Genomic DNA, 16,506 nt, shown 5'->3' with positions numbered 1-16,506 from the left:
TAAAAACGATCTTGTTTACAGCAAACGAAAGTCGGCGTACAGAAAAAGTAATATAAATTTCAATTAATAGAAAGTTTTCAACAATGAAATTAGCTGTTGTGGGAGCCACAGGTCTAGTGGGCTCCGAGATTCTTGAAGTGCTTGCAGAGCACAATTTTCCTTTTGATGAACTGCTGTTGGTGGCCAGTGAAAGGTCCGCAGGCAAAAAGATTGCATTCAAGGATAAGGAATACACAGTGATAGGTTTGGCTCAGGCGGTTTCTGAAAAGCCAGACATTGCCATTTTCTCTGCAGGAGGGGATACGTCCAAAGAATGGGCACCGAAATTTGCTGAGGCGGGCACTATCGTGGTAGATAATTCTTCTGCTTGGAGAATGGATCCTACCAAGAAACTGGTGGTTCCTGAGATCAACGCTAAATCACTGAAGATTGACGATAGGATCATCGCTAATCCTAACTGCTCGACCATCCAGATGGTATTGGCGCTGACCAAGCTTCGTGATCGCTATGGCATCAAGAGGGTGGTGGTCTCCACTTACCAATCTGTTACCGGTAGTGGTCTCAAAGCAGTGAACCAGCTCCAAGATGAACGTGCAGGAAAAGAAGGTGAAAAAGCTTATCCTCACAAAATTGACCTTAACGTGTTGCCACATATCGATGTGTTCCAAGATAACGGCTACACCAAAGAGGAAATGAAAATGATCAATGAGACCAAGAAGATCTTCGAAGATCCATCCATCCAGGTGACGGCGACTACGGTGAGAATTCCTGTTATGGGAGGTCACTCGGAAGCTGTAAATGTTGAGTTTAAGGAAGATTTTGATTTGGAAGAGGTGAAGGAGCTTTTGGCAGCTACTCCTGGCGTAGTCGTGGAAGATGATGTAGCCAATAACGTTTATCCCATGCCCATGAATGCCCATAAAAAAGATGAGGTGTTTGTAGGTAGACTACGAAGAGACGAGTCTCAGCCAAATACGCTGAACATGTGGATCGTGGCTGATAATCTGAGAAAAGGTGCTGCTACCAATGCTGTTCAGATTGCCGAATACTTGGTAAAGCATAGCCTTGTGTAAGCTTGGAGCTATCCACTATATATACGCCGGAACTATTTCAATTTGTGCAGGATCATCTTACTGAGGATCCTGCACAACTGCTTTTAAGGCATCGCCAGTCTGATAAGTTTGACCTTAAAGAAGCCGTCGCACAGATCGCTGCCAGGCAAAAGGGGCTACGGAAGCTCCCTGAATGGGCAGCCAATGAAGCCGTGATTTTTCCTCCCGCTGTTTCGATGGAGCAGTGTTCCTCGGAACAAACCGCCACTTTTAAGCAGCGCCTCGCCAAGGGGGCGTTTTTGCTGGACCTTACCGGGGGATTTGGCGTAGATGCCTACTACCTCGGGAAGCATTTCGAAAAGGTAGTGTATGTAGAAAGGCAGGAAAAACTTGCTGCTATAGCTGATTATAATTTTTCGGTACTAAGTGGGATGGAAGGAACGTATCAGGTGCATTGTGATGATGCTTTGGCATTCCTGAAAACTGTTAAGGAAAAAGCAGACTGGATATATGCGGATCCTGCCAGACGGGGCGGGGGAAATCAAAAGTTGTACAAACTAGCAGACTGTGAGCCTAATATCATCAGTCATTGGGATATCCTTACCCAAAAGACCCATAATATCATGGTCAAGGCATCACCGATGCTGGACATCAAAGAAGCGATCCGAGAATTGCCGGCACTCAGTGAAGTGCATGTGGTGGCGGTAAAAAATGAAGTAAAGGAATTGTTGTTGGTGTGGAAAGAGGGAGAGAAGGAATCTTCCCGTGTGATTACTTGGGACCTGCCTTCCGATGAGCCTTTTCGTTTTAAGCTTGGAGAAGAGGAGCATGCCACAGCCACCTTCAGCTTGCCAGAAAAGTATTTGGTGCTTCCCTCTGCTGCTATCCTAAAGGCGGGGGCTTTTAAGTCTTTTGGAAACCGCTATCAGCTCCATAAACTGCATCCGCATACTCACCTCTACACTACAGATGAACTAGCTAAGACGTCCGGTATTCTAGGAAGGGTATTTATGATCCAAGGGGAAGTGAAGATGGACAGAAAGACCATCGGAAAGGTATTCCCTTCTGGCCAGGTCAATGTCATCACCCGCAACTATCCTATGAAACCTGAAATCATCAAGAAGAAGTTTCGCCTAAAGGATGGAGGGGAAGATTATTTGATTGCCTGTACGGTACAGGATGGTACCCCTAAGGCTTTTCGATGTAAGCGCATGGGCTAAAGCTGTTTAATAAGGGTCATGATGACTGTGCTGTTTTTCGGAAAAGGGTCACTTTCCAACCGCTTCTTTTTTTGCAGGGATACCGTTGATTGCTACTAAACTGTCTATTCTAATGGCCAGGCCATTTTCACCAAAAAGGTATTCGCCATCTTTTACGTTCAGCATACCGATCACCTTGGAGTGAACAGATATTTCTTTCCCATCTTTGATATAGGTAATGTCACATTCGGTGCCTATTATAGACCATGCTTCTAGTCTATCATGGTAGCTGGAGTTTACAGGATTGTATTCCATAATTTTAATTTTTAGAGTAGTAGGTGATTAACTAGTTCATATAAAACATAAAACACTAGTGCTAATGTTCCATAGAACGTTAAAACTCGCATACGGTTACATTTGTCCATAAACCAAAGTACAAAAACCGGTCGGATGAAGCCCACAATGATGCTCACAAGTGAAGCATAGCAGAAAGTCTTCAACAGTAAAACCAGTGCGATCAACATATGTTTAATTTTATTTTAGGTATTTCCACTTCTTGTCTATAATGAATATAATTTAGTAGGAAGATGTGTTTCCTGGTATTGTCTTGGATCTTCTGGACATATACAAAAGAAAGCTTGGTGATGTATCATCCTTGATTGCCTGGGAGTGACGAGTAATCATGTTTCAATTTTCCCTTGCTCACTACTATGTACGGCTAATAGATGGATTTGATGAGCTAAATGGTTTTATCTACTATTGGGGCCAAACATAAAAAGGACAGTTTATAAAACTGTCCTTTTTACTTAAAGTGTATGCTTAAGTTAAATTACTTTTTTCGTTTAATTTCTCGCATTTCGTATCCTTCGATGGTGTCATCAAGTTTGATGTCATTGTAGCCCTTGATAGAGATACCACATTCGTAACCTGCTTTCACCTCAGAGACATCGTCTTTGTAGCGCTTAAGCTGATCGATCTCGCCATCGTGGATCACGATACCGTCGCGGACCACTCTGATTTTGTTCTTTCTGGTCACATAGCCGTCGGTAACGTAACAACCTGCCACTGTACCCACTTTAGAGATTTTGAAGACTTCTCTCACTTGGATGTTTCCGGTGATGACTTCTTCAAATTCCGGCTCAAGCATACCTTCGATGGCATCCTTGATTTGGTTAATGGCATCATAGATGATCGAGTAATGTCTGATTTCGATTTCTTCCTGCTCAGCAATGCGTTTCGCACTGGTGGAAGGCCTTACTTGGAAACCAACGATAATCGCATCAGAAGCAGAGGCCAATAGCACATCGGATTCTGAAATCTGACCTACGGCTTTGTGGATGATGTTTACACTTACTTCGTCTTTGGAAAGCTTCAGCAATGAATCAGACAATGCTTCCACAGATCCATCCACGTCACCTTTGATGATGATGTTAAGTTCCTTAAAGCTTCCGATTGCAAGACGTCTTCCGATTTCGTCCAAGGTAATGTGTTTCTTGGTACGCATGCTTTGTTCACGGTTGATCTGCTCTCTGGAGTTAGCGATTTCCCTAGCTTCACGCTCTGTGTCGTACACTTTCAGAATATCACCTGCCTGAGGCGCACCGCTCAGTCCCAGTACCTGTACAGGTGTAGACGGCTCAGCCTTATCGACTTTCTGTCCCAGGTGGTCAAACATCGCTTTCACACGGCCATAATGCTGGCCCGCAAGCATGATGTCGCCTATTTTTAATGTTCCGTTTTGGATCATTACAGTAGATACATAGCCTCTGCCTTTGTCAAGGGAAGCTTCCACTACCGTACCAGTTGCCTTACGGTCAGGGTTTGCTTTTAGTTCCAGGATTTCAGCTTCCAGCAGTACTTTCTCTAGAAGCTCATCCACCCCTTGGCCCGTTTTTGCGGAGATCTCTTGGGATTGGTATTTACCGCCCCAGTCTTCCACCAAGAGGTTCATATTGGCCAGCTCTTCCTTGATCTTGTTAGGATTTGCGTTAGGCTTATCGATTTTATTGATCGCAAAGATCATCGGTACACCAGCGACCTGAGCGTGATTAATGGCCTCTTTGGTCTGCGGCATGATGTTGTCGTCCGCAGCGATTACAATAATCGCTACATCGGTGATTTTGGCACCACGGGCTCGCATGGCTGTAAAGGCCTCGTGACCAGGGGTGTCCAAGAAGGCAATCTTGTCGCCATTGTCTGTTCTTACGTCATATGCACCGATGTGCTGCGTAATACCACCGGCTTCACCGCTGGTTACTTTAGAACTTCTGATATAATCAAGCAAGGAGGTCTTACCATGATCGACGTGACCCATGATGGTTACGATTGGCGCTCTGTCGTCCAAATCTTCCGGGCTGTCTACTTCTTCCTCTACCTCCTCTTCTTCGTCTGCTTTGGTAAATTCTACTTCATAGCCAAATTCATCTGCAATGATGGTGATTGCTTCCGCATCCAAACGTTGGTTAATGGAAACGAACATTCCCAGTGACATGCACACTGAGATGATTTCGTTTACAGAAACGTCCAATAAGGAAGCCAGGTCATTGGCCGAAATAAATTCGGTCACTTTAAGTACTTTGCTTTCCTCTATTCCTTCGGACTGATGGTCTTTGGCCCTTTCGCGTTGTTTATCTCTTCTGGTTTTCTTGCCGCCACCGGACTTGCCACCGCCTTGGAGACGGGCCAGTGTCTGCTTGATTTGGTCTTGGATTTCTTTTTGGGTAGGTTCCGCTTTTTGGAAACGGTTTCCGCCTTTTCCTCCACCTCTGTTATTACCGACCGGTCTTTTTCGGCCGCCGCCGCCCTGGTTACGGTTATCGCCTCTTCCTCCTTGTGGGCCACCTCCCCGGTTGCCACCTTGAGGTCCGCCTGTACCTGGCTTGTCTATCCGCTTGCGCGGTCTTTTCTTTTTGTCTTTGTTTCTTTCGTCTGAAGAAGCTACTGGTTTGGCCTTTTTCTTGGGCCTGTCCTTGGGAAGTTCTATCTTGCCAAGAACGGTCAGCCCTTTCAAGGCATCCGCTTTGGCAGAAATGACAGATCCAGAAGTACTTTTTTCCTCTTTGGAAGGCGTTTCTTTAGCTTCTTTTGGTTCAGTAGATTCAGCAGGTTTAGCTTTTGGCTTGTTGTCAGAAGGAGGGGTTGCTGGTTTTTCAGCAGGTTGTTGCTTTTGGCCTTTAGATGCATCGTTTGATTCCTGTGGCTTCCCAGCTTCAGGTGTCGAAGGTTTAGCGTTTTCTTTTTGCTCAGACTTCTCAGCCTTAGGTGATTCATCTTTAGGTTTTTCAACAGCTTTTTCCGGAGCTTTCTCAGCAGGTTTTTCTGCTTTGGGAGTTTCCTCGGCTGGCTTTTTCTCCTCTTTCTTGGGAGCAGCTTCTTTTTGCTTAGGCGCTTCTTTTTTGGGCGCTTCTTTCTGGGCCTGTTCCTTGTTGGAAAGGTCAATTTTGCCCAAAACCTTTATGCCCGGAAGTTTTTCTGCTTCAGAAGTGACTTTGTCCTCTTTTTCTGGAGCTTTCTGGGGCGCTTCTTCTTTTTTGGGAGCGGGCTTGGCCGGCTCTTCTTTTTTTGCTTCTTCAGGCACAGACTCAGATTCAGCTTTGATGGTAAACGTCTCATTGTGCCGCTTACCTATGGACAGGTGGGATGCTTCCTCCTTATCCTGAGCAGAGGACTTAAACTCCTTGGCCAGCATATTGAATTGCTCTTGGCTGATCTTGGAATTCGGGTTACTCTCTACATCAAAGCCTTTCTTGGCCATAGACTCAACAATCGTGGAAATACCCACGTTGAGTTTTCTGGCTACCTGGCCTAATCGCATCATTTTTTCTTCTGACATACGCTAAAACCTCTTGCTTATTTTTTTGATGTAAATATATACTGCCGTTGACTAATATTGCGCTTAGGCAAATAATTTACTGTTCAAATTCTTGTTTTAAAATTCTGAAGATTTCTTCTATCGTTTCTTCTTCAAGTTCTGTTCTTCGGGTCAAGTCTTCTCTGGAAAGTGCCAAAACACTCTTCGCAGTGTCCAGACCCGTTTTTTTCAACTCCTCAATTATCCAACCCTCAATTTCATCGGAAAATTCAGACAAGTCAACATCTTCTTCCTCTTCATAGTCAGAAAGTTCACGGAAGACGTCGATTTCATACCCTACCAGCCTGCTGGCCAGTCGGATGTTATATCCTCCTTTTCCAATTGCCAAAGATACTTGATCAGGCTTTAAAAAGACAGAAAGTCGCTTTTCTTCTTCATTGGCCTGAATGGAACTTACTTTGGCGGGGCTAAGTGCCCGGGATACATATAGTTCCAGGTTATCGGTGTAATTGATTACATCGATGTTTTCATTTTGGAGCTCGCGCACCACTGCGTGGATACGGCTTCCTTTCATGCCCACACAAGCACCTACCGGATCGATGCGGTCATCGTAGGATTCTACGGCCACTTTGGCCCGTTCCCCTGGTTCGCGGACGATTTTCTTGATCGTGATCAATCCATCGTATACTTCAGGTACTTCGTTTTCGAATAATCTTTCCAAGAATATAGGAGAAGTTCTTGAAAGGATAATACGTGGATTGCCATTTACCATTTCCACTTTATGGACAATGGAGCGGATGGTGTCTCCTTTGCGGAACCGGTCTTTTGGGATTTGCTCGCCTTTGGGGAGGATCAGTTCATTGCCTTCTCCGTCCATCAGCAGCATTTCACGCCCAAGTATCTGGTAAACCTCTGCAGTGATGATTTCACCGACCAGCTCTTCATATTGCTGAAACAGCAAATCTTTCTCCAAATCCTTTATTTTTTGGATCAATGTCTGTCTGGCCATCATGACAGCTCTCCTGCCAAAGTCTTCCAGCTCGATTCTTTCGTAAGTCTCTTCGCCGATTTCGAAGTCGGGCTCGATTTTCTTTGCCTCGGAATGGCTGATCTTATCGTGGTCCCAGATGTCTTCGGAGTTGTCATCTACAATCTCACGGATTCTCCAGATTTCGAGGTCTCCTTTATCGGCATTGATGATCACATCAAAATTCTCGTCTGTTTCGTATTTCTTGCGAATCATCGCTCTAAACACATCTTCCAGAATGCGGATCATCGTAGGACGATCCACATTTTTAGATCTTGCAAATTCAGCAAACGAATCTATCAGAACTTTAGCATCCATTTTATTTATTTAAAAGAGACTAATACAATTGATTTCTTAACTTGTTCGAAAGCTACCTTTTCTTCTTTCTCGACAGCTTTCTTACCTTTTTCTTTATGCTTTACCAGCAAGGTGATCTCCGATTGGTCCACTGCGGTAAGCTTGCCTTCCATTGTGTCCCCATTTTCCATGGTGACTTTTAGGTTCCGGCCAATGTTCTTTTGATACTGCCTTTTCCCTGTCAGCGGATGATCCAGCCCTGGAGAAGAAACTTCCAGGACATAGGCATCGTCTATCATATTCTTGGCTTCAAGCTCTTCACCCACAGCCCGGCTGACTGTGGCACAGGTGTCGATGTTTAAGCCTTCGTCAGCATCGATGAGGATACTGATTTTTTGTTTTGGACCTTTTTCATTAAGAAGGACATCCACTACAAAATGGGCGTCATCGGGCAAATGCTTGGTGACGATCTCTTCGATGGTCTGTTTCAAACTCATATTACATTTACCTATAATGAAAGAGGGGACGATGTGTCCCCTCTTATAAACGACTAAATACGATACAAATGTAATGAATTTTTTTTCGGAAAAAAAGTGGGGATGTTGAGAATAATTTTTTGTATGGCTGCAATTTGGGCAATATAAGCCATGAATAGTGTCATGATGCCTTATAGAAATTACTTGTTATTTAGATAGCTTCAAGTAAATCCATGGGGAAGTGAAGAATACTTACTCCAAGTAATGGTCTTCAAGATGGATTTGGTCAAGTGTAAAGTAAATTCTCCAGTGACCGTAATCTCGTTAATTGTTTTGGAAAGAAACTTTATATTTGAAAATAATATGGAATTTTTCTTAATGTACTGGAGTTTTATCTTCTGATAAAATGGAATTTGAATTTTAAAGAATAGTTTTGTAGCCCAAATACCTACAGATTTCCTATCGGTTTAATTAAATTTGTTTTATGATTTCCAAAGATTTGAAGATTTACAACACGCTTAGCCGTGAAAAAGAACTTTTTGAGCCTTTTAAACCGCCCTTCGTAGGGATGTATGTGTGTGGTCCTACAGTGTATGGAGATGCCCATTTGGGACATGCCCGGCCGGCGGTGACGTTTGATACAGTGTACAGGTACTTGAAGCATCAGGGATATAAGGTACGTTATGTAAGGAATATTACCGATGTGGGGCACTTGCAAGGAGATGCGGATGATGGCGAGGATAAGATTGCCAAAAAGGCCAAATTGGAGCAATTGGAGCCCATGGAGGTAGCCCAGCATTATACCGATTCCTACCATCGCGATATGGACCTGCTCAATACCTTTAAGCCTAACATCGAACCCAGGGCCACAGGGCACATTCCAGAACAGATCAAGCTGGTGCAGGATATCCTCGATGCTGGATTTGCTTATGAAGTGAATGGCTCGGTGTATTTTGATGTGGTAAAATATAACGAAGAGAAGCCTTACGGAAAGCTTTCTGGAAGGGTCGTGGAAGAGCTGATGAGCGGAAGTCGTGAGCTGGACGGGCAGGATGAAAAGCGCAATCCCATTGACTTTGCACTTTGGAAAAATGCCGCTCCTGAGCACCTGATGAAGTGGGACTCTCCCTGGGGTGTCGGCTTTCCCGGCTGGCACTTGGAATGTACGGCCATGAGCTCCAAATACCTCGGCAACCAGTTTGATATCCATGGTGGTGGCATGGACCTGATGTTTCCCCACCATGAGTGCGAGATCGCCCAGGGCAATGCAGGCCATGGCCATGATCCGGCCAAGTACTGGATGCACAACAATATGATCACCATTAATGGCCAAAAGATGGGAAAATCCCTGGGGAATTTCATTACCCTACAGGAGCTCTTCAAAGGCAAGCATGATTTACTTGAGCAGGCCTATAGTCCCATGACCATCCGTTATTTTATCCTTACGGCGCATTACAGGTCTACTTTGGACTTTTCCAATGATGCCCTGAAGGCGGCCCAGAAGGGCTACAAAAAGATCATCAATGCCCTTCGCATTGCCAAAGATTTGCAGTATGAGCAAGCAGATGGTGTGGTGCTGGATGAGAAGCAGGTGCAGCAAGTGGAGAAGAGCATTGAAAATGCCTATCGTGCGATGAACGATGACTTTAACACGGCCCAGGCGATTGGTCAGCTTTTTAATTTACTCAAAAAGATCAATAGCATCTTTACCGGACAGCTTAAGGCGGCGATCTTGGGAAAAGAAGTTTTCGAAAAATTAATCCAGACTTTCATCGTTTTTGTAGAAGATATTTTAGGTTTGGTAGAGGAAAAGTCCGACAAGCAGCAAGCCCTGTTGGAGCTTTTGCTGAAATTATATAAAGAAGCAAAACTGGCCAAAAATTATGACAAGGTGGATGAGATCCGTGCCGCACTCAAATCCATCGGTATTGTGGTCAAGGACATGAAAGAAAAAGTAGATTGGGCTTATGAAGAATAATATAATCTGGGCAGTAGCCATTGGGTTATTGCTGGCAGCTTGTGGAGAAACAAAAAAAGAAACGGTCCAGGAGCCAGTTATTGAGGTTCCTGTGGCAGAAGTTCCTGCTTTTAATGCTGATTCTGCTTACCTTTTTATTCAAAAGCAAGTGGATTTTGGCCCACGTGTGCCTAATACAGAAGGTCATAGAGCCACCTCCCAGTGGCTACAGGATAAGTTGGCCTCTTACGGGCTAACGGTACAGGCACAGGAATTTACAGCGGAAGCCTATGATGGAAAGAAGCTGGAACTGACCAATATCATTGCTTCCTATAATCCCAATGCCAAGAAACGGATACTCTTGGGGGCCCACTGGGATACACGGAGGGTGGCAGATAAGGATACTGAGCGTATCAATGAGCCCATCGATGGCGCCAATGACGGTGCCAGTGGTGTTGGTGTTTTGTTGGAGATCGCACGAGTGATCACTTCGGCTTCCAAGCAACCAGACGTAGGGATTGACTTTATCCTTTTTGATGGGGAAGACGACGGCAAGCCCGAATCATCGAAAGCAGGTGCCAATGACGCAAAATGGTGGTGCCTGGGTTCGCAGCATTGGGCAAAAACACCCCATGAGCGTGGCTATGCGGCTTACTATGGTATTCTTCTGGATATGGTGGGCGCCAAGGGTGCTCGTTTTTATAAGGAAGGGGTGTCCATGCAATATGCCAAAGGAATCGTGAATAAAGTGTGGAACTATGCTCACTCGATTGGTCATAGCGACTTTTTCCAGATGCGTAATTCCCATCCGATCACCGATGACCATATTCCAGTCAACGAAGTGGCCAAAATCCCTATGATCGACATCATCGATTATTCGCCTGACTTTGGGTTTGGCCGTTACCATCATAAACATTCAGATAATATGGATCTCATTGACCCCCGGACATTGAAAGCGGTGGGAGAAACGGTGATGTTTACGATTTATCAAGAGTAAAAGAGTATCAAGTAGTGAGTACTGAGACTTGAGACTTAAGATACGTTCCTCCCCCGCCGCGGCGGGGAGGTTAGGAGGTTTTTTTTGGAGCAATTTCAGGCGCAAAAGATAGGTTAATGCATGTTTCGGGATTAAATATCAATTTTGGGCGTTGAATTCTCTTCAGAAAGCTAGTGCTACTTGTATTTTACACTTCATTTCTTGAGCCGGGGGCCCAATGGCTATCAGTATTGGGGCAAAGATTACACCCAACGCACCAACCTAAGTTGTTCGGAAGTTGAGCAATGTCCCGATTGAAAAAGGTAATCCGGAACTGACGGTAAAGGCTATTTCCGCAAAAAAACTGTATATTCATTTTTTAAGTCAATTGGAAGAAAATGAAAAAAGGACAAGTCACGATCAGGGACATAGCGTTAAAGTTGAATATCAGCATTTCTACTGTTTCCAGGGCTTTGCGGAATTCGCCAGAAATCAAACTGGAGACAAGAAAGAAGGTATTGGCCATGGCCGATAAACTGAATTATTCGCCCAATGTGGTCGCCCAGAGTTTAAGGGTCAATAAGACCAAGACCCTCGGGATCGTCGTGCCCGAACTTGCCTCTCATTTTTTTGCTTCCAATATCAGCGGCATCCAAGACACGGCCTATCGCAGAGGTTATAACGTGATGATCTGTCAGTCCAATGAGAATTTTGAGCAGGAGAAATCCGATATCCGTACACTGGTTTCCAGTCGGGTAGATGGCCTTTTGATTTCCTTGAGCCGGGAGACGGTCTCCTTCGAGCATCTTCAAAACCTGATCGATCGGGAAATTCCTTTTGTACTCTTTGACCGGATCCTGGAAGGCTTGCCGGTGTCTACGGTGACGGTGGATGATACCTTGGGTGCCTACAAGGTGACGCGGCACTTGATAGCGCAGGGCTGTAAGCGTATCGCTTTTATTTCAGGGCCAGAAGGCATGTACATCAGCCAAAAGCGCATGGCGGGTTATGAAAAAGCCCTTAAGGAAGAGGGTTTAGCCGTGGAGCCAAGTTTGGTCAAAAATAGTGGGCTGACCACAGTAAGTAATCAGGCACTGGTGGATGAACTGCTGAACCAACCTGAACAGCCGGACGCCATTTTTGCGATCAATGATCCTGTGGCGATAGATGTGATGAAGTTTTTGAAAGGGAGAGGAATTCGCATTCCGCAGGACATTGCCTTGGTGGGTTTTACCAATATGCCCGTGTCCGATGCGCTTGACCCGGCACTGTCCACGGTGGACCAACCTGCCTATGAGATGGGACGTCTGGCAGCCAACAATCTCTTGGACCAGCTTATGGATCCGGATAGTTTCAAGCCGCAGAATATCGTTTTGGATACGGAATTGATCATTAGAAAGTCCTCAGAAAAGTAGTTGGCTTTTGAAAACGTTTTCGGGAACGTTTTTTTCAGAATTTAGCTCAAAATGCCCTGATTAACATTTTTTAATCCCTTAAATTGGCTGTTACATTTATGAAAACTGTCAGTCAATAAACCTTTTACCTTTGTCTACAAAAAGCATTAGCCACGATAAGATTACTGTCGAAAGGACCGTTTTTGGTCAAAGTACCACCGGCAGCGATATTCATTTGTTTACCCTGAAAAATTCCAAAGGAGCAAAAGCCTGCGTGACCAATTACGGTGCTACGCTCACCCACTTGGTGGTTCCCGACAAGGAGGGAAAAATGACCGATGTGGTGCTTGGCTTTGACCGTTTTGAGGATTATGTGAGTGGGGCTAGCCGGAAAGCTGGAGCCTTTATGGGATGTACCGTGGGCAGGGTGTGTAATCGCATCGGCCATGGGCGGTTTAGGCTGGAAGGTAAACTGTACCAGATGGCCGCGAATAACGGTGAGCACCATCTACATGGAGGGCAGGAAGGTTTTGATAAAAAAATCTGGGAGGCAAAAACCATCGAAGGGGGTGTGGAATTTACCTATACCAGCCCCGACGGGGAGGAAAACTACCCCGGGACGCTGACCGTGACGGTAGCCTTTACGCTTTCGGAAGAAAATGAGCTGAAGCTTACCTACGGCGCCAAGACGGATAAAACTACCGTGATCAATCTTACCAACCATTCTTATTTTAACCTTTCAGGGGAGTTTTCCTCTACTATTTTGGAGCATGACCTGCAAGTCAATGCACCATTTTATATAGCAGTCAAAGAGGGCAGTATTCCTACTGGTGAAATACTATCAGTAAAAGACACGCCATTGGATTTTCTCCAAACCAAGAAAGTGAAGGAAGCAGTGAAGTCGGATCATCCACAGACGGTGATTGCCAATGGGCTGGACCAAACCTTGGTATTTGATAAAAATCAACCCGCAGCAGTGCTCTTTTCCGAATCGTCTGGCATCCGCATGGAAGTAGCCACGTCAGAGCCAGGCATTCAATTGTATTCTGCCAATTATTTTGATGGTACACTTCATGGAAAAGGGAAGACTTATCCGAAGCATGGAGGGATAGCACTTGAGACACAGCATTTCCCGGATTCGCCCAACCAAGCCCATTTCCCTACTGTAGTGCTCCATCCAGGAGAGCAATTTCAGAGCTATACATCTTTTAAATTTTCAGTCATTAAGTAACGTAACCATATTATCATGAACCCAGAAATTATCAAGTCAGCATTCGTCGAATTGTTTGGGAAAAAACCTATTGTTGTGAAGTCTCCCGGCAGGATCAACCTGATCGGGGAGCATACCGATTATAACGAAGGTTTTGTCCTTCCTGCAGCGATCAACAAGGAGATTATCATCGCTGTCCAAAAGAATAACAGCGAGGAATGCCGCTTGTTTTCCCATGATTTTCAGGAATCCCTGAGCTTTGACCTCAACGATTTTGAGCGGATGGAAGGTGGATGGGGCAATTACGTCATGGGCGTAGTGGCCCAATTGCAGAAAGCCGGCTACCCTATCGAAGGGTTTGACCTGGTATTTGGGGGTGATGTACCCGTGGGGGCGGGATTATCGTCATCTGCCGCTGTGGAAAACGGCGTTTGCCTGGCCTTGTCAGAATTGTTTGGCCTTGGACTTGAGCGCTTGGACATGTTGAAGTTTGCCCAAAAGGCAGAGCACGAGTTTGCTGGAGTCCAGTGTGGGATCATGGACCAGTTTGCTTCCATGATGGGCAAGGAGAACCACGCCATCCGCTTGGACTGCCGATCCCTGGAATACAGCTATTTCCCCATGGAGCTGGGAGAATACCAGATTATCCTTTGTGACACACAGGTGAAGCATTCTCTTGCGGATTCGGCGTATAATGACCGCAGAAAAGAATGCCAAGAAGGTGTCGCCGCTGTACAGCAGACCAACCAAACGGTAAAGAGCCTCCGTGATGTGACACTGGAAATGCTGGAGGATGCCAAATCAAAAATCAGTGAGGTCGTCTATAGGCGCTGCAAATTTGTTATCGAAGAAAATGCCCGTTTGCTGAGGGGATGTGAGCTGCTGGAAAAAGGGGATATCAAAGGCTTCGGCCAGCAGATGTACGGTTCCCATGATGGACTTTCAGAGATGTATGAGGTGAGTTGTAAAGAGTTGGATTTTTTAGCTGATTTTGCCAAATCCCGTGAGGATGTTGCCGGTGCCCGGATGATGGGTGGCGGCTTTGGCGGCTGTACCATTAACTTGGTAGCAAAAGCTTCCAAAGAGACCTTTGAAAAAGAGGTAGCCGCTGCCTATAAAGAAGCCTTCGACAAATCCCTCAAGATCTATGAAGTGGACGTTACCGATGGAACAAGGGTGGTTGGATAGTATCAAGTAGCTAGATGCAAGCACTCGCTGTGCTGGGTCTCTGTCCCAGCACGCCCTAAAATTGAGTCTCTGACTCAATAAAGTGAATTGTGTTCCATTAACATTCAAAACCATATAACATTACAACATTCAACCCTTATGTCTGATTTTAATTTTGAAGATCACAGTCATCGAAGATATAATCCATTTACCGGCGACTGGCTACAAGTATCCCCGCACCGTGGCAAGCGACCATGGCAGGGACAGGAGGAAGATACTTCCGAAGCCCCAAAGCCCGCCTATGATGAAAAGTGCTATCTATGTCCAGGCAATACCCGGATAAATGGAGAGAAAAACCCCGATTACACCGGGGCTTATGTGTTCCAAAATGATTTTGGAGCCTTGACGGAAGATATCCCCAATGGCGAGCTGTCCGAAGGAGAATTTTTCAAGGCCAAAAGTGAACGGGGGACGTGCAAAGTAATCTGTTTTTCGCCCCGACATGACCTGACCATTCCGGAGCTGGATGTACAAGCGATTACCAAGGTGGTGGAGCTCTGGAAGGCAGAGTACCGGGAATTGGGCAGCAAGGATTTTATCAACCATGTCCAGATTTTCGAGAATAAAGGATCCGTGATGGGCTGCTCCAATCCCCATCCCCATGGGCAGATATGGGCACAGGAATCCATTCCTGTCGAGCCAGCCAAAAAGCAGGTGAAGTTTGGTGATTATTACCAAAAATACGGACGGAGTATGGTTCTTGATTATGTATACGAGGAACTAAAGAAAGGCGAGCGTATTCTTTTTGAGAATGATTATTTCGTGGGCTTGGTACCATTTTGGGCGGTATGGCCCTTTGAGGCGATGATCGCACCCAAGACGCATATAGCCAGTCTGGCGGACATGGATGAAGGCCAGATGGCAGCCTTGGCAGATGCATATCGACAGCTGGCGATCATGTATGACAATGTTTTTAAGGTTTCTTTCCCCTATTCGGCAGGAATCCACCAAGCTCCGACGGACGGCCAAAACCATCCTGAATGGGACCTGCACATGGTGTTTTATCCGCCATTGCTACGGTCTGCTACTGTGAAGAAATTTATGGTGGGCTACGAGATGCTGGCCAATCCGCAACGTGATATCACTGCAGAATCGGCCGTGAAAATCCTGAAAAGCCAGCCAAAGGAGCATTATAAAGCAGGGAAGTAGTATTTATGAATAAAACAGGCCTAACTGTTCGATCCTCAAGGGTTGGACAGCTGACCATTGGTTGTGCATATTAACCTTTTCGGCACTTATGGGAATATCTCAACTTACCGAAAAGGATCAGGGAAATTGTTTTTAAATCGCTCCCCTGAAAAGGGTGCTTAATCCAGCCCAATGAAACGCATTGGAATAGGTGATGATGACACTACCCGCGGCCTGTAAGGCCAGTTAAGAGTCTTAATGGTCAAAAGTAATCCCGTGCATATTGCTTGGCTAGATTTAGCAACCCCAAAGGGACTGAATTTTTTAAATGCGTTTGCCTTGGGAATGACTTCTGAGAAAACCTCTTTTTCATAAGACCTCTTTTTTTACGACCAATAGCAAGTCCGAAGATGGGGCTAAGCCGTAAGACGTTGAATACTTAAGGTGATTTATTTAATTTTTCATGTACAAATCGCTGGTATTTAGGTTTTTTTTGAACTGTTATGAATCGATAGGAGTAGCGATCTTTATAAAAAATGCATCTTATTACATTACAGCAAGTATTTACCTTAAGCACTTTTAAGATGAAGAAACACCATAACCTCCTCGCCGCCATGGTCATTAGTTTGGCAGCATTCAGTTCCTGCCAGGAAGAAATTATTCCCCCCCATCACATAGACCAGACTACTCAGGAAGTGAGTGGTGATGGGATGATCCAATTGGGGAAAAGCTGGAGAACCCTTACTCGGTGA

13 protein-coding genes are annotated in these 16,506 nt (G+C 45.3%); 9 read left to right on the top strand and 4 right to left on the bottom strand.

The features are described from left to right. Window positions 1–83 precede the first annotated feature (83 nt). Entirely contained in the window at window positions 84–1,073 is a 990-nt protein-coding gene (locus tag FKX85_RS03205; RefSeq protein ID WP_141613358.1) for an aspartate-semialdehyde dehydrogenase, read from the top strand. Window positions 1,074–1,075: 2 nt separating this feature from the next. Beyond that, window positions 1,076–2,272 carry a THUMP-like domain-containing protein gene (locus tag FKX85_RS03200; protein WP_141613357.1) on the top strand — a complete coding sequence of 399 codons (1,197 nt, stop codon included), beginning with the start codon at window positions 1,076–1,078 and terminating at the stop codon, window positions 2,270–2,272. 48 nt (window positions 2,273–2,320) lie between these two features. Here FKX85_RS03200 and FKX85_RS03195 read toward each other — a convergent pair whose 3' ends face one another. The 4 genes from FKX85_RS03195 to FKX85_RS03180 form a co-directional block, all read right to left on the bottom strand. Further along, the gene (locus FKX85_RS03195; protein ID WP_141613356.1) at window positions 2,321–2,566 is read right to left on the bottom strand and encodes a hypothetical protein; all 246 of its coding nucleotides are present in this window, start codon (window positions 2,564–2,566) and stop codon (window positions 2,321–2,323) included. Between the two features lie 514 nt (window positions 2,567–3,080). Further along, the gene (infB, locus tag FKX85_RS03190; RefSeq protein ID WP_141613355.1) at window positions 3,081–6,083 is read right to left on the bottom strand and encodes a translation initiation factor IF-2; all 3,003 of its coding nucleotides are present in this window, start codon (window positions 6,081–6,083) and stop codon (window positions 3,081–3,083) included. Between the two features lie 76 nt (window positions 6,084–6,159). Then, window positions 6,160–7,407: a transcription termination factor NusA gene (gene nusA / locus FKX85_RS03185; RefSeq protein ID WP_141613354.1), complete on the bottom strand. Its 1,248-nt coding sequence runs from the start codon at window positions 7,405–7,407 to the stop codon at window positions 6,160–6,162. A gap of 5 nt (window positions 7,408–7,412) precedes the next feature. Then, window positions 7,413–7,883 carry a ribosome maturation factor RimP gene (locus FKX85_RS03180; RefSeq protein ID WP_141613353.1) on the bottom strand — a complete coding sequence of 157 codons (471 nt, stop codon included), beginning with the start codon at window positions 7,881–7,883 and terminating at the stop codon, window positions 7,413–7,415. 463 nt (window positions 7,884–8,346) lie between these two features. Here FKX85_RS03180 and cysS point away from each other — a divergent pair, with 463 nt between their 5' ends. The 7 genes from cysS (at window position 8,347) to FKX85_RS21375 (ending at window position 16,506) form a co-directional block, all read left to right on the top strand. Next, complete coding sequence (gene cysS, locus FKX85_RS03175; RefSeq protein ID WP_141613352.1) at window positions 8,347–9,840, top strand: cysteine--tRNA ligase; 1,494 nt, start codon at window positions 8,347–8,349, stop codon at window positions 9,838–9,840. After that, a complete protein-coding gene (locus tag FKX85_RS03170; RefSeq protein ID WP_141613351.1) occupies window positions 9,830–10,816 on the top strand; it encodes a M28 family peptidase in 987 nt (328 codons plus the stop codon). Before cysS ends, FKX85_RS03170 begins: the two co-directional genes overlap by 11 nt. 377 nt (window positions 10,817–11,193) lie before the next feature. Continuing rightward, on the top strand, window positions 11,194–12,210 hold the full coding sequence (locus FKX85_RS03165) for a LacI family DNA-binding transcriptional regulator (RefSeq protein ID WP_141613350.1): 1,017 nt from the start codon (window positions 11,194–11,196) through the stop codon (window positions 12,208–12,210). Between the two features lie 130 nt (window positions 12,211–12,340). Then, the gene (locus tag FKX85_RS03160; protein ID WP_141613349.1) at window positions 12,341–13,420 is read left to right on the top strand and encodes an aldose epimerase family protein; all 1,080 of its coding nucleotides are present in this window, start codon (window positions 12,341–12,343) and stop codon (window positions 13,418–13,420) included. 15 nt (window positions 13,421–13,435) lie between these two features. Next, window positions 13,436–14,587 carry a galactokinase gene (locus tag FKX85_RS03155; RefSeq protein ID WP_141613348.1) on the top strand — a complete coding sequence of 384 codons (1,152 nt, stop codon included), beginning with the start codon at window positions 13,436–13,438 and terminating at the stop codon, window positions 14,585–14,587. Window positions 14,588–14,725: 138 nt separating this feature from the next. Beyond that, the gene (locus FKX85_RS03150; RefSeq protein ID WP_141613347.1) at window positions 14,726–15,775 is read left to right on the top strand and encodes a UDP-glucose--hexose-1-phosphate uridylyltransferase; all 1,050 of its coding nucleotides are present in this window, start codon (window positions 14,726–14,728) and stop codon (window positions 15,773–15,775) included. Between the two features lie 563 nt (window positions 15,776–16,338). Beyond that, window positions 16,339–16,506 (top strand): hypothetical protein, encoded by a 168-nt coding sequence (locus FKX85_RS21375; protein WP_168196206.1) that lies wholly within the window; start codon window positions 16,339–16,341, stop codon window positions 16,504–16,506.

This window comes from Echinicola soli (genome assembly GCF_006575665.1).
GTDB lineage: Bacteria > Bacteroidota > Bacteroidia > Cytophagales > Cyclobacteriaceae > Echinicola > Echinicola soli.
Note: the sequence above shows the minus strand (reverse complement) of the source record. Positions and strands in the feature narration are given on the sequence as shown.

What these genes read in the sequence shown, in the direction of transcription:
- infB (WP_141613355.1), bottom strand. Translation starts at nt 6,083, where the DNA reads ATGTCAGAAGAAAAAATGATGCGATTAGGCCAGGTAGCCAGAAAACTC.
- FKX85_RS03150 (WP_141613347.1), top strand. Translation starts at nt 14,726, where the DNA reads ATGTCTGATTTTAATTTTGAAGATCACAGTCATCGAAGATATAATCCA.
- FKX85_RS03180 (WP_141613353.1), bottom strand. Translation starts at nt 7,883, where the DNA reads ATGAGTTTGAAACAGACCATCGAAGAGATCGTCACCAAGCATTTGCCC.
- FKX85_RS03170 (WP_141613351.1), top strand. Translation starts at nt 9,830, where the DNA reads ATGAAGAATAATATAATCTGGGCAGTAGCCATTGGGTTATTGCTGGCA.
- FKX85_RS03165 (WP_141613350.1), top strand. Translation starts at nt 11,194, where the DNA reads ATGAAAAAAGGACAAGTCACGATCAGGGACATAGCGTTAAAGTTGAAT.
- FKX85_RS03155 (WP_141613348.1), top strand. Translation starts at nt 13,436, where the DNA reads ATGAACCCAGAAATTATCAAGTCAGCATTCGTCGAATTGTTTGGGAAA.
- cysS (WP_141613352.1), top strand. Translation starts at nt 8,347, where the DNA reads ATGATTTCCAAAGATTTGAAGATTTACAACACGCTTAGCCGTGAAAAA.
- FKX85_RS21375 (WP_168196206.1), top strand. Translation starts at nt 16,339, where the DNA reads ATGAAGAAACACCATAACCTCCTCGCCGCCATGGTCATTAGTTTGGCA.
- nusA (WP_141613354.1), bottom strand. Translation starts at nt 7,407, where the DNA reads ATGGATGCTAAAGTTCTGATAGATTCGTTTGCTGAATTTGCAAGATCT.
- FKX85_RS03205 (WP_141613358.1), top strand. Translation starts at nt 84, where the DNA reads ATGAAATTAGCTGTTGTGGGAGCCACAGGTCTAGTGGGCTCCGAGATT.
- FKX85_RS03195 (WP_141613356.1), bottom strand. Translation starts at nt 2,566, where the DNA reads ATGGAATACAATCCTGTAAACTCCAGCTACCATGATAGACTAGAAGCA.